Source organism: Sorangium sp. So ce448, from assembly GCF_051520915.1.
Lineage (GTDB): Bacteria > Myxococcota_A > Polyangia > Polyangiales > Polyangiaceae > Sorangium > Sorangium cellulosum_B.
The window spans coordinates 5,225,367-5,237,735 of sequence record NZ_CP150343.1; the positions used below are offsets into that span (position 1 = coordinate 5,225,367).

Annotated in this window: 11 protein-coding genes; 8 read left to right on the plus strand and 3 right to left on the minus strand. The window is 71.1% G+C overall.

All coding sequences use genetic code 11. The features are described 5' to 3' along the window. Positions 1 to 15 precede the first annotated feature (15 nt). Positions 16 to 420 carry a hypothetical protein gene (locus WMF45_RS19640; RefSeq protein WP_437553661.1) on the minus strand — a complete coding sequence of 135 codons (405 nt, stop codon included), beginning with the start codon at positions 418 to 420 and terminating at the stop codon, positions 16 to 18. Between the two features lie 303 nt (positions 421 to 723). Between WMF45_RS19640 and WMF45_RS19645 the strand changes: the two genes are divergently transcribed. Beyond that, positions 724 to 1,557 (plus strand): class I SAM-dependent methyltransferase, encoded by an 834-nt coding sequence (locus WMF45_RS19645; RefSeq protein ID WP_437718410.1) that lies wholly within the window; start codon positions 724 to 726, stop codon positions 1,555 to 1,557. Between the two features lie 124 nt (positions 1,558 to 1,681). On the opposite strand, the gene WMF45_RS19650 is transcribed toward WMF45_RS19645, so the two are convergent. Both WMF45_RS19650 and WMF45_RS19655 read right to left on the minus strand, forming a co-directional pair. Further along, positions 1,682 to 3,184 carry a hypothetical protein gene (locus tag WMF45_RS19650; protein ID WP_437718411.1) on the minus strand — a complete coding sequence of 501 codons (1,503 nt, stop codon included), beginning with the start codon at positions 3,182 to 3,184 and terminating at the stop codon, positions 1,682 to 1,684. A gap of 211 nt (positions 3,185 to 3,395) precedes the next feature. Beyond that, positions 3,396 to 4,907, minus strand: a complete 1,512-nt coding sequence (locus tag WMF45_RS19655; protein WP_437718412.1) for a GH1 family beta-glucosidase — start codon at positions 4,905 to 4,907, stop codon at positions 3,396 to 3,398. A 120-nt stretch (positions 4,908 to 5,027) separates the two neighbouring features. Between WMF45_RS19655 and WMF45_RS19660 the strand changes: the two genes are divergently transcribed. From WMF45_RS19660 to WMF45_RS19690, 7 genes are all read left to right on the plus strand, one after another. Beyond that, on the plus strand, positions 5,028 to 5,996 hold the full coding sequence (locus WMF45_RS19660) for a quinone oxidoreductase family protein (RefSeq protein ID WP_437718413.1): 969 nt from the start codon (positions 5,028 to 5,030) through the stop codon (positions 5,994 to 5,996). A 198-nt stretch (positions 5,997 to 6,194) separates the two neighbouring features. Then, positions 6,195 to 6,554, plus strand: coding sequence for a glutaredoxin (locus WMF45_RS19665; protein WP_437718414.1), 360 nt, complete (start codon positions 6,195 to 6,197; stop codon positions 6,552 to 6,554). Positions 6,555 to 6,805: 251 nt separating this feature from the next. Further along, positions 6,806 to 7,726 (plus strand): ABC transporter permease, encoded by a 921-nt coding sequence (locus WMF45_RS19670; RefSeq protein WP_012236088.1) that lies wholly within the window; start codon positions 6,806 to 6,808, stop codon positions 7,724 to 7,726. A gap of 2 nt (positions 7,727 to 7,728) precedes the next feature. Then, positions 7,729 to 8,790 (plus strand): ABC transporter permease, encoded by a 1,062-nt coding sequence (locus WMF45_RS19675; protein WP_437718415.1) that lies wholly within the window; start codon positions 7,729 to 7,731, stop codon positions 8,788 to 8,790. Between the two features lie 47 nt (positions 8,791 to 8,837). Further along, entirely contained in the window at positions 8,838 to 9,851 is a 1,014-nt protein-coding gene (locus tag WMF45_RS19680) for an ABC transporter ATP-binding protein (protein WP_437718416.1), read from the plus strand. Then, positions 9,848 to 10,864, plus strand: coding sequence for an ABC transporter ATP-binding protein (locus WMF45_RS19685; RefSeq protein ID WP_437718417.1), 1,017 nt, complete (start codon positions 9,848 to 9,850; stop codon positions 10,862 to 10,864). Before WMF45_RS19680 ends, WMF45_RS19685 begins: the two co-directional genes overlap by 4 nt. Positions 10,865 to 10,989: 125 nt before the next feature. Next, on the plus strand, positions 10,990 to 12,336 hold the full coding sequence (locus tag WMF45_RS19690) for a hypothetical protein (RefSeq protein ID WP_437718418.1): 1,347 nt from the start codon (positions 10,990 to 10,992) through the stop codon (positions 12,334 to 12,336). Positions 12,337 to 12,369 lie beyond the last annotated feature (33 nt).

Here is a 12,369-nt window from a genome sequence, read left to right on the forward strand (position 1 = left end):
CCCCACCGCCCGGATTCAGACGTCGAGCGCGATGTTGTTGGGGTTGGCGGCGTCGATCTTGACCGGTACGACGAGGCCCGGCTGCACGCGCGGGATCGCCATCTGATGGATGACCGCGAGGATGGCCGCGCGGTAGGGCGGCGCGTTCGGGCGATACACCTCGAGGTCGACCCGGCACTGCGGCTGGTAGTTGATCATGGTGCCGGTGGGCTGGACGACGAGCACGCGGGCCTGCGCGGGCAGGCCCGTCATGCGGAGGTTGGCCGCCGCCGTCTGGGCCTGGATCATCTCGTTCGCGCCCGCGAGCATCTTGTTCGCGTTCTTCATCATGGGCAGAAAGACGGTGACGAACACCACGGCCATGACGCCCAGCACGACGAGGGTGATCACGATTCCTAAGAGGGGACCGGCGATCGACATGGGAGCCTCCACACGACTGCGTTGACGGGCCGGCGGTCGGCAGAGCGTAAGGGAGGACCCCGAGCTGCGCGTCGCGCCGGCGAGGGAGCGACCGATGCCACGGGGCTCCTCCGCGATCACCAGGGGAGCACGAAAGGGCGCCAGCGACAATCCTGCGGAGCGCGCCGCCGTCGCCGTCGCCTGGCCGCGGGAGAGGTGCGGCGAGCGAAAAGGAGGCCAGATCCACCGAAAGCGCCGCCAGTGACGCGCTCCTCGGGCGGTGACAGGCTCCTCTCCCATGAACGATGACAAGAGGAATGGCCGATGACCAACCGCGTTGAGCCACTCAACTTCAGCGACGAAGCCCACTGGACCGCCATGGCGGCAAGCTACGAGCGCTGGGCCGAGCCGTTGACGGCGGGCTTCGCGCGCGCGGCGCTGTCGCTGGCGGGCGGGATCGGGCACGGCGAGCGCGTGCTCGACGTCGCCGCAGGGACGGGCGCCCTGACCTTGGCCGCGGCCGAGGCGGGCGCGCGCGTGCTGGCAACAGACATCTCGCGCGGCATGGCGGCGCGCCTGGGCGAGCGACTGCGGCCCTTCGCAGGGAGCGAGGCGCGGGTGATGGACGGGCAGGCGCTGGAGGTCGAGGACGCGGCCTTCGACGTGAGCTGCTCCGTGTTCGGCGTCATGATGTTTCCCGACTGGCGCCGCGGCATGGCCGAGCTCGTCCGCGCGACCCGGCCCGGGGGCCGTGTCGTCGTGGCGGCCTGGTCGAGCCCGGAGGGGGCAGGCCCGGCGCCGCTCTTCCTGCAGGCCTATCGCCGCACCTTCCCGGAGGCGCCGATCCAGCCGCCGCCCCAGGGCATGACGGTGCTGTGCTCGCTGGAGGGCCTGAAGGCCGAGATGCTCGGGGCCGGGTGCGGCGAGGTCGCCGTGCACGCGGTCGACGGCGCGTGGGGCGGAGCTTCGGTGGACCACGTCATGGCGGATCTGGACGAGATCCTGCGCTTCATGCACCTCTACGTCGCGCTGGACGGCGACGGGCGCGCTCGGCTACGCGGACCGCTGCGGGCCGCCATCGCGTCCTTCGCCGAACCTGGCGGGGCCGTGCGTGTCCCGGTGACGGCGAACATCGCGATCGGCCGCAAACCCCGCTGACCGAGGAACGCAGCGCGGCCCGTCCTGTCGGATCGCGCTGCATTCCTTCTCGACGCGACGCCTGACGGGCCGCGCACCTGTCCATGGGGAAGGGCCCCCATGGCCGGCGCCGAGCCCGGCGCGGTCACCGGGTGAGCTTCACGACGATCATCGATTCCTTCTCACCGGGGCTCGAGATCGGTCCGGCGCCAAAATCGATCGTGCCCTTGAGCTTCCCGACGGCGACCAGCGCTCCGTTGGGGCCGAGGGCGATATGGGTCAGCCCTCCGTACTCGGACGGCTCGAACGCGACGTTGCAGAAGTCATCGCCGCTCGGGTCGAGACCGGCGACGAACATGCCCACGAGCTGCGTGGTGAGCGGACCGCAACCGAGGTCCATGCCATCGAGGTAGGTGCCGGCGAGCCAAGTGTTGCCGGCGGCGTCGGTGGCGAGCGCTTGCGCTCTCGCGGAGCTCCTGGCGAACATCGCGGAGCCGCCGGCGGAGAGCCTGCTCACGGACACGCTGTTCCCGTCGCCCGTCAGGGTGGTGTCGCCGACCGAGAACGTCGTGAAGAAGGAGCCGAGCGTGACAACGCCGCCTGCCCCGTCCAGGACCGTTGCGAGGTGATCGTCACCATCGACGCCGCCGAGCCTCTGGCTCCATCGGTGCTCGCCGTCTGGATCGAGCGAGGCGACGAAGATGTCGGCCGGACCGTTCTCCCCCGAGGGCCCTGCGACGTGGAGCGGGCCGCCGCCGAAGTCGATGACGTCATGGAAGCTCCCCCCGAGGGTGATATTCCCCGCCGCATCCAGGGTGAGGGTCTCGGCGCTCGCGCCTCCCGGCCCGCCGAAGCCCCTGCTCCAGAGATGGCCGCCCGACGCATCGAGCCTGGCGACGAAGGCGTCCATCGTTACTGTCGCGTCGGGCAAGGGCCCGCCGCCGAGATCCATGGTTCGCCCGTAGTCACCGGCGACGACGACGCCGCCCCCTGGATGGAAGCCGACGCTGCGGACCGCCACGGACACCGCTCCGAAGTGCTTGCTCCAGACGTGCTGTCCCGAAGCGTCGAGCACGACGACGAAGCCGCTCGAGTTCCCCTCGTTCGTCACGGGGCCGCCGCCGAGATCCGTCGTTCCACCGAATCGGCCCCCGACCGCGATATTCCCCGACGCGTCGGCCGCGATGGCCAGCCCGACCTGGGTCTCGATCACGGAGGAGAGATCGCCGAACCGCCGGCTCCAGAGGTGGTTGCCGAGCGGATCGAGCTTGAGGACGAACGCGTCGATGTTGCCCGTGCCCACCAGAGGACCGCCCCCGAAGTCGACGGTGCCATCGAAGCCTCCCGTCACAAGGATGTTCCCGTCGGCGTCGACGGCGAGGGCGTAGGGTTCGACGTTGTCGAACTGGCGGGCGACATCGAGCGCGAGGCACCCCGCATCACACACGGGAGCGCTGCCGCCGGTGCCGCTGCTGCTGGTGTTGCTGTTGCTGGTGTTGCTGCTGCTGGTGTCGCTGCTGCTACTGCTACCAGCACCGCCTTCTCCTGCCCCCGGGCCGCTCCCAGACGTCGCTTCCCCGTCGTCCACGCTGACGCTGACGCTGCATCCGAGCGTGGCCAGCACAGCCGCCAGCGAAAGATGCCTCAAGCAAGACGCTCTTCCGTTCATCGCTGCCTCCCTCGCGGCGACGATATCATCGTTCAAGGCGGAGCACGGATGAGGCGTTCGGGAAAGCCGGAACTCGACGCCGGTGCGCGCGATTGACGCGCTCGGGCCGCGAGCGTGACGAGCCGCGGCGCAGCGCGGCGGCTCGTCACGCTCGCGGCCCGGGGTGGGACCGGGCCGCGGGCCGCCGGGATCAGCCGGTCACGTTGTCCCACGCGACGGCCGTCGGCCCGAGGAGCGAGCGCCCGCCGCTCGCGATGACCTCTCGGTACCACGAGAACGAGTCCTTCGGGATCCGTCGCTGCGTCGCGTAGTCGACGTAGACCAGCCCGAAGCGATCCTTGTAGCCCTCGGCCCACTCGAAGTTGTCGAGGAGCGACCAGGCCCAGTACCCGACGACCGGGACGCCCTCCTGGACAGCCCGCGCCAGGCCGAGCAGGTACCGGTGCATGACGTCGATGCGCTTCGGGTCGTGCACCTTGCCGTCGAGGAAGACCTGGTCCCGCGTCGCCAGGCCGTGCTCGGTGATCCCGATGGGCAGCTTGTACCGCTCCCAGAAGTACCTCGATCCCCAGTAGAGCGTGCTGGGGACGATCTGCAGCCAGTCGAGCGTCCCGCGCGGGTAGCCCGGCGGGGAGACGACGCGCTCCGGCCTGCCGTCCTTGCCCTGCCGCCACGTGCCCGCAGAGTACATGTTGAGCCCGAGGTAGTCGATCGGCCGCTTGATCTGGTCGAAGTCGCTGGCGGGGAACTCGGGCATGTCGTCGCCGAAGAGCTGGAGGCCGCTCTCCGGATACCGCCCCTCGAGCACCGGACAGATCCACCAGGCGTTGTTCCAGGGGTTCTTGTCATAGACCGAGAAGATCGCCTCGCGCGCCGCCTCGATGTCCGCCGGGTCCTCGGTCGCCGGGCGCTGCACCTGGGTGGCGAGCACGTAGCCGATCTTCGCCGCCGTGGCCGCGGCGCGGAGGGCGTCCACCTGCTTGCCGTGCGCCCGCATCTGGTTGTGGGCGGCGGTCAGGTACTCCCGGTAGGGGAGCTTGAGCCCGGGGGCGAAGACCCCGTTGAGGAGCGCGTTGCCGATGAACGCCTGCGGCTCGTTCTGCGTCACCCACCAGGGCACGCGATCGCCGAGCCGCCGGGCGACGACGGTCGTGTAGTCCGCGAACCAGTCGGCGACGTCGCGCTGGAGGAACCCGCCGCGATCCTGGAGCGCCTGGGGGAAGTCCCAGTGGAAGAGCGTGCACATGGGCACGATGCCGGCGCGGAGGAGCTCGTCGACCAGGCGATCGTAGAAGTCGAGCCCCTTCGGGTTGACCTTGCCCGTGCCGTCCGGGAGGACCCGATTCCACGAGACGCTGAAGCGGTAGCTCTTGACCCCGAGCTCGGCGAGCAGCCCGACATCTTCCTTGTAACGGTGGTAGTGGTCGCAGGCGACGTCTCCTGTGTGCCCTTCGAAGACCTTCCCGGGGGTCTTCGAGAAGACGTCCCACACGGAGGGCGTCCGGCCATCCTCGCTGGCGGCGCCCTCGATCTGGTAGGCCGCGGTGGCCGTGCCCCACAGGAAGTCCGCGGGAAACGGCGCGGCCGTCGCGCTTGCTCGGCCCGCGCCGGCCGAGGCGGCGGTCACGGGCGGGGGCGCGGAGGAGGGCGAGGCGGGAGAGGCGTTGCTCGCGGGGAGCGACTCGGAAGGATGGAGAGCCATGGAGGCATCATCCACGGCGCGCGCGGGACAGCAATGGGTTCGATGCGCGTCGGCTTCGATGCGCGTCGAGGATCGCGCCGGTCGCTTGACGGCCCAGCGCGGCTCGACAACATGGGCTGCATGCTCGCGATCCGACCGAAAGCCGCAGGCGGCCCCGAGGTGATGACGCTGGAGGAGCTCCCCACGCCCACGCCGGGCCCGGGGGAAGCCGTGGTCCGCGTCGAGGCCGCCGGCGTGAACTTCATCGACATCTACCAGCGGAGCGGCCAGTACAGGCTCGATCCGCCCATCCCGCTCGGCCTCGAGGGCGCGGGGCGCGTCGAGGCGGTGGGGCCGTCCGTCACCGAGGTGAGGGAAGGGGACGAGGTCGCGTGGACCGGCGGCCCCGGCTCGTACGCGACGCACGTCCGGATCCCGGCCGCGAAGCTCGTCCCCGTGCCCGCGGGCGTCGGCGCGAGGCGCGCCGCGGCCGCGATGCTCCAGGGCATCACGGCGCAGTACCTCGTGCGCTCCACGTTCCCGCTCGGCCCCGGCCACACGTGCCTCATCCACGCGGCCGCGGGCGGGGTCGGCCTGCTCCTGTGCCAGATGGCGAAGCGCCTCGGCGCGCGCGTGATCGGCACCGTCTCGACCGAGGAAAAGGCGCGCCTCGCGCGAGACGCCGGCGCCGACGAGGTGATCCTGTACACGAAGGCCGACTTCGAGGCCGAGGCGCGCCGGCTCACGGGCGGCGCGGGCGTCCACGTCGTCTACGACGGCGTGGGGAGCGACACGTTCGCGAAGGGCCTGGGCGCGCTCCGCCTGCGCGGCACGATGGTGCTCTTCGGCCAGTCGAGCGGCCCGGTGCCGTCGTTCGACCCGCAGATCCTGAACCAGAAGGGGTCGCTCTACCTCACGCGGCCGAGCCTCGGCCACTACACAGCGACGCGCGAGGAGCTGCTCGAGCGCTCCACCGACGTGCTCGGCGCGATCGCGCGCGGCGAGCTCACGATCTCGATCGGCGCCACGTACCCGCTCGCCGAGGCGGCGGAGGCGCACCGCGCGCTCGCCGGACGGGCGACGACGGGGAAGGTGCTGCTCATCCCGTAACGGACGGAATCGTCGCGCGGGGGCGCGATTCGAGGCGCGGAGGAGCTGGGGAGTTCGGCCCCGCTGCAGGAGCTCCGTGCCTCTCTTGTCCTCTCAGGGGTGCAGACGTGCGCTGTACGCGAGCGGTCTCCGGCCAATCCGGCCGTTGACCGTGTCGTCTTCGGGCCGGTAGGCTCCCGGCCCGGAGGTGCTCATTCCATGGCTGAACGTCCCACGCTTGCTCCCGAGAAGATCTCGGACACGGTAAAGTCGCAGCTCGCCGGATTTCATCGGTCCATCGTCGACGAGGTCGCGGCGGCGGTGAGCCGCGACCGGGTGGTGGTCGTCGGGATGGCCCAGAATCCCTTCGTGAAGAAGGCGCGCCAGGTGCTCGACGGAGAGGGCGTGAAATACACCTACCTGGAGTACGGGAGTTACCTCTCCAGGTGGAAGGAGCGGCTCGCCATCAAGCTCTGGTCGGGCTTTCCGACGTTCCCCATGGTGTTCGTCGGCGGGGTCCTCGAAGGCGGCTACGCGGAGCTCGTGAAGCTCCGCGACCAGGGCAAGCTCAAGGGCTAGCCGTGAACAGGCGCGCATGAACGCGGGACACAGCGCGCAGGCCGCCTCGGCCGCGGCGCGACGTGCCGCGCGAAACGCCGCGGTCGACCGGCGGTTCCGTGATATGCGGGAGGTCGCGGCGCGCGCTGGCGGCGGTCGCTGCGCTGAAGGAAGGCAGCACGGAGGCACCTCGTGACATCGCTCGGGATCCACGGAAGGCGGCGGGATGACGGGGCGAACGGCGCGGCCCGACGGCCGGGAGGCGGCGCGCCGTGAGCTCCTACGCCATCAAGCGGCTGCTCTCCATCATTCCCACGCTCTTCCTCGTCGCCACCCTGGTGTTCGTCCTTGTGCGCATCGTGCCGGGCGGCCCGTTCGACCAGGAGCGGGCCGTGCCCGTCGAGGTCCAGCGGCAGCTCGACGCCAAGTACCACCTGAACGATCCGGTGCTGAAGCAGTATGGCGACTGGCTCCTTGCGCTCGTCACCCGAGGCGACCTGGGCCCGACGTTCAAGTACCCGAACCGCACCGTCAACGAGATCATCGCGCTCAGCCTGCCCGTGTCGATGCAGCTCGGGTGCTGGGCGATGCTCTTCGCCCTCGCGACGGGCATCCCGCTCGGCATCATCGGCGCCATCCGCCAGAACACCTGGAAGGACACGGCGGCCATGGGGGTCGCCATGGTCGGCCTCAGCGTGCCGCGGTACGTGCTCGCCCCGCTGCTCATGCTCGTCTTCTCGCTCAAGCTCTACTGGTTCCCGGTGGCGCGCTGGGAGACGTGGCGGCACATGGTGCTGCCGGTCATCTGCGCCGGGCTCCCGGTCGCGGCCTACATCGCCCGGCTGACGCGCGGCGGGATGCTCGAGGTGATCCGCTCGGATTTCATCCGCACCGCCCGCGCCAAGGGGCTCTCCGAGCGCAAGGTCGTCCTGAAGCACGCGCTCCGGGGCGGGCTGCTCCCGGTCGTGAGCTTCCTCGGCCCCGGCTTCAGCGGCCTTCTGGTCGGCTCCCTCGTCGTCGAGAAGATCTTCAACATCCCCGGCATGGGCCGTTACTTCGTCGAGGCGGCCACGAACCGCGACTACAACCTCGTGATGGGGGTCATGCTCGTCTACGGCTTCCTGCTCATGCTCTTCAACGCGATCGTCGACGTGGCGTACGCCTTCATCGACCCGCGGGTGGAGCTGCGCTGACCATGCTCCACGCCGCCCTCCCGCAGCCCGCCGCCCCCGGCGATCCGCCCGCCGCGCCTGTCAACACGGGCGGCGCGGGCGGCGCGGCGCCGAGCCCGGCCGGCCCGCTGCGGCTCGACGCGCTGGAGCAGGGATCGAGCCTCGGCCGCGACGCATGGCGGCGGCTCCGGAAGAACCGCGCCGCGGTCGCCTGCGGCGTCGTGCTCATCGCGATGATCCTCGCCTGCATCCTCGTGCCCGAGCTGTCGAGCTACCGGTACGACAAGGCGGATCTCAAGCTCGGCGCGCAGCCCCCGTCGCTCGCCCACTGGATGGGCACCGACTACTTCGGCCGCGATCTGATGGCCCGCGTCTTCTTCGGCGGGCGCATCTCGTTCGCCGTCGGCATCGTGGCGACGCTCGTGAGCTTCGTCATCGGCGTGAGCTGGGGCGGGATCGCAGGCTACTTCGGCGGCAAGGTCGACGCGATCATGATGCGCATCGTGGACGTGCTCTACACGTTCCCGTTCCTCATCCTCGTCATCCTGCTGATGGTCTTCTTCGCGAACGACCAGACGGTCCTCTACCGCGCCTGGAAGGTTGCCCTCGGCCTCTTCGTCAAGGAGCCGTCGGATCCGAGCTACTTCCCCATCTTCCAGATCGTCGTCGTCTTCGCGGCCCTCGGCGGCATCTCCTGGCTCACCATGGCCCGCATCGTCCGCGGCCAGGTCATCGCGCTGCGCGGCCAGCCGTTCATCGAGTCGGCGCGCTCGATCGGCGTCGGGCACGCCGCGCTGATCTTCCGGCACCTCGTGCCGAACGCTGTCGGCCCGATCATCGTCTACACGACGCTCACCATCCCCGAGGTGATGATGACCGAGGCGTTCCTGAGCTTCCTCGGCCTCGGCACGCAGGAGCCGCTGTCGAGCTGGGGCCTGCTCGCGTCCACCGGCGCCGACGCGATGGACCTCTTCCCCTGGCAGCTCGTCTTCCCGGCGCTGATGCTCGCGCTCACGCTGATCTGCTTCAACTTCCTCGGCGACGGGCTCCGCGACGCCCTGGATCCTCGCATCCGAAAGGACTGAAGGGCGCCGCGCTCCCTCTCCGGGACACGCGCGCGACCGCACGGACCATGCTGCTCGAGGTCAAGAACCTGAAGACCCACTTCTTCACCGAGGAGGGGGTGGTCCGCGCGGTCGATGGCATCTCCTTCAGCCTCGATCGCGGCGAGGTCCTCGGCATCGTCGGCGAGTCCGGCTCGGGCAAGAGCGTGACGAGCCTCTCCCTCCTGCGGCTCATCCCGGACCCGCCGGGCAGGATCGTCGGCGGTCAGATCCTGCTCGAGTCCGAGGGCGGCGTCGTCGAGGACCTCGTGGAGGCGAGCGAGGCGCGGATGGAGCGCGTCCGCGGCGACCGGATCGCGATGATCTTCCAGGACCCGATGACGTCGCTGAACCCCTATCTCCGGGTGAGCGAGCAGCTCATCGAGGTGCTGGAGCTCCACCGCGGCATGGGCCGCGCCGAGGCGCGCCGACGCAGCGTCGAGATGCTGCAGGCGGTCGGGATCCCCGCGGCGGGGTCGCGGATCGACGACTACCCGCACCAGCTCTCGGGCGGGATGCGGCAGCGCGTGATGATCGCGATGGCGCTCCTGTGCGACCCCGATCTGCTGATCGCCGACGAGCCGACGACGGCGCTCGACGTCACGATCCAGGCGCAGATCCTGGACCTGATCGGGGAGCGGAAGGAGGCGCTCGGCGCGGCCGTCCTCCTCATCACGCACGACCTCGGCGTCGTGGCGAAGATGGCCGATCGCGTCGCTGTCATGTACGCCGGGCGCATCGTCGAGGAGGGCCCCGTCGGCGCCATCTTCCACGCGGCCCGGCACCCGTACACCATCGGCCTGTCGCGCTCGATCCCGCGGCTCGACGACGCGCGCGGGGCGGATCTCGTCCCCATCCCCGGGATGCCGCCCTCGCTCGCGCGCCTGCCGCCGGGCTGCCCGTTCCACCCGCGCTGCGCGCACGCGATCGCGGCGTGCCGGGAGGAGGCGCCGCCGCCGCGCGTCGTCTCGGGCGAGGGCAACAGGAAGGCGCTGCACGTCGTGCGGTGCCACGTCGAGGACGTCGCAGGACGAGCGCCATGACCACCGCCCGAACCCCCCCGCCGCTGCTCTCGGTGCGCGATCTCAAGGTCCACTTCCCGGTGCGCCGCGGCCTGCTCCAGCGGCAGGTCGGCACGGTGCGCGCGGTCGACGGCGTCTCGTTCGACGTCGAGCGCGGCGCGACGCTGGGCCTCGTCGGCGAGTCCGGCTGCGGCAAGTCGACGACGGGCCGGGGCATCCTCCGCCTCGTCCCGCCCACGTCGGGGAGCGTGAAGATCGACGGTCAGGAGATCCTGACGCTCGATCCGGGCGCGCTGCGGAAGGCGCGCCGCGAGATGCAGATGATCTTCCAGGACCCGTACGCGAGCCTGAACCCGCGCATGACGGTCCACGACCTCATCGCGGAGCCGCTCTCCACCCACGGCCTCGTCTCGTCGCGCGACGAGGCGCTGCGCGAGGTGGCGCGCCTCATGGAGCTCGTCGGGCTCTCGCCCTCGTACATGCGGCGCTATCCGCACGAGTTCTCCGGCGGCCAGCGGCAGAGGATCGGCATCGCCCGCGCGCTCGCCCTGAAGCCGAAGCTCGTGATCGCGGACGAGCCGGTCAGCGCGCTCGACGTGAGCATCCAGGCCCAGATCGTGAACCTGCTCGCGTCGCTCCAGCGCGAGCTCTCGCTCACGTACGTGTTCGTCGCGCACGACCTCGCCGTGGTCCGCCACCTGTCAAGCGAGATCGCGGTGATGTACCTCGGCCGGATCGTGGAGCGCGCTCGCCCGGACGAGCTCTTCCGTTCACCGCAACATCCGTACACGCAGGCCCTGCTTTCGGCGATCCCGATCCCGGATCCCGACGTGGAGCGCACGCGCCGCCGGCTGCCCCTCGTCGGCGAGGTGCCGAGTCCGCTCAATCCGCCGTCAGGGTGCCATTTTCACACACGCTGTCCCTATACGATGGACCGGTGCAGCGCCGAGGCCCCTCCGCTGGAGGAGCGTCGCCCTGGGCACTGGGCCGCCTGCCATCTCACCGAGCTGCCCACGGCACCTACGCATCCGTGAGGTGATCCGGCGGCGCGCAGTACCCCACATCGGCTGAGCTCGTTGTCCAGACATGACGTGGAATGTCCGATGACAGGATTTTCCTGACCTCTGCGTGCAGTAGCGGGGTTAGGATCCTGGGACCGATGCCGCGAATCTCTGACGCCACGCTTCGCGCCCAGATCCCGACGGCCCTTCTCATCGGCGGCGATCAGGCGTTGCTCCAGCGCTGCCAGACGGCGGCGATGGATGTGGGGATCATCGTCAAGGCGTGCCCGGTATCGATGGCCGCCGCGCTCGCGGAAGAGCGTCGGCCGGTGGTCATCGTGGTCACGTCGTCGACTTACGCGCTCGCTCCCGAGGCGTTCGAGGAGATCGCGCGCGACGTGGTCAGCACGCTCGTGCGGGTCGACGAGGCGATGGTGGACGACGAGCTCGGGGCGCTGCTGGCCACGGCGGCGCGCGAGAGCCGCAAGCAGCGCTCGCGGCAGGCGACGCCCGGCCGCTACTCGATGATGCCGGCGGACGAGAGCGCGTCGGTGCCGCGGTCGGAGCGCTTGACCATCGGGGTGATGAAGGCGGACCCGGCGTCGCGGCGCGACCCCGAGGCGACGCCGCTGCCGCGCTCGGGGCCGCGCAGCGCGGGCGCGCAGGAGCTCGCGTACCGCGAGCGCGTGGCGGCTGCCGTGGCTGCGCAGCGGCCGGAGCGCTCACGCGCGGAGGCGCCGGGGGAGGCGGCGCACCGCCCGCGCGAGGCGCCGGTGCCGCGCTCGGAGCGCCTGGGGGTCATGGTGGGGCCGCCCTCGTCGCGGGCGCGCCATGAGCTGCCCGCTCCGACGCCGCTCCCGCCGCCGCCGGCGGCCGGCCCGGCGGTTGCGCGCCGGGACGCGTCCAGGCCGGTGCAGGCATCGCCGGCGGCTGGAGCGTACGTGCGGCGGGATACGCCGCTGGCCGGCTCACATCCGGCCGAGGCCTACGTGCGGCGGGATACGCCGGTGGCTGGCTCGCAGCAGGCCGGGGCGTACGCGCGTCGGGATGCGCCGGCCGCGACGTCTGCACGGCGAGAGGCGTCGGCGCCGCTGTCGCAACGGGCCGTTCCAAGCGCGCGGCAGCAGGCCGGGGTGGTTCCGCGTCGGGATACGCCGGCGGCGCATGCGCTTCCGCGGCAGGTGCCTCCGTCGCCTGCCGCGCAACGCGACGCGCGGCCGTGGGAGCAGCGCGACGCGCGGCCGTGGGAGGAGAACATCGGCCTGCAGCCAGGCGCGGCACCCCCGCAGCGGGAGGTGCCCGCGATGGGCTCGCAGGACGGCGAGGCGCACGGCGGTCATTCCGCGTCGCCGCCGAGCTCCCATCGCGCGCCGCCGAGCTCCCACCGCGCGCCGCCCAGCTCCCATCAAGCGCCGCCGTCCTCTCGAAGAGCGCAGTTCCACGTCGACATCGCTCTCCTGTTCGATGAGCGAGGTCTGCCGCGCGCCGATCCCCAGGCGAAGTGACGCCCGGGCGGGTGACCGGCGGCGCGGCGGAGG

Excerpts from the sequence above, each read along its gene's own strand:
- WMF45_RS19640 (WP_437553661.1), bottom strand. The coding sequence starts at position 420 with ATGTCGATCGCCGGTCCCCTCTTAGGAATCGTGATCACCCTCGTCGTG.
- WMF45_RS19645 (WP_437718410.1), top strand. The coding sequence starts at position 724 with ATGACCAACCGCGTTGAGCCACTCAACTTCAGCGACGAAGCCCACTGG.
- WMF45_RS19655 (WP_437718412.1), bottom strand. The coding sequence starts at position 4,907 with ATGGCTCTCCATCCTTCCGAGTCGCTCCCCGCGAGCAACGCCTCTCCC.
- WMF45_RS19660 (WP_437718413.1), top strand. The coding sequence starts at position 5,028 with ATGCTCGCGATCCGACCGAAAGCCGCAGGCGGCCCCGAGGTGATGACG.
- WMF45_RS19665 (WP_437718414.1), top strand. The coding sequence starts at position 6,195 with ATGGCTGAACGTCCCACGCTTGCTCCCGAGAAGATCTCGGACACGGTA.
- WMF45_RS19675 (WP_437718415.1), top strand. The coding sequence starts at position 7,729 with ATGCTCCACGCCGCCCTCCCGCAGCCCGCCGCCCCCGGCGATCCGCCC.
- WMF45_RS19680 (WP_437718416.1), top strand. The coding sequence starts at position 8,838 with ATGCTGCTCGAGGTCAAGAACCTGAAGACCCACTTCTTCACCGAGGAG.
- WMF45_RS19685 (WP_437718417.1), top strand. The coding sequence starts at position 9,848 with ATGACCACCGCCCGAACCCCCCCGCCGCTGCTCTCGGTGCGCGATCTC.
- WMF45_RS19690 (WP_437718418.1), top strand. The coding sequence starts at position 10,990 with ATGCCGCGAATCTCTGACGCCACGCTTCGCGCCCAGATCCCGACGGCC.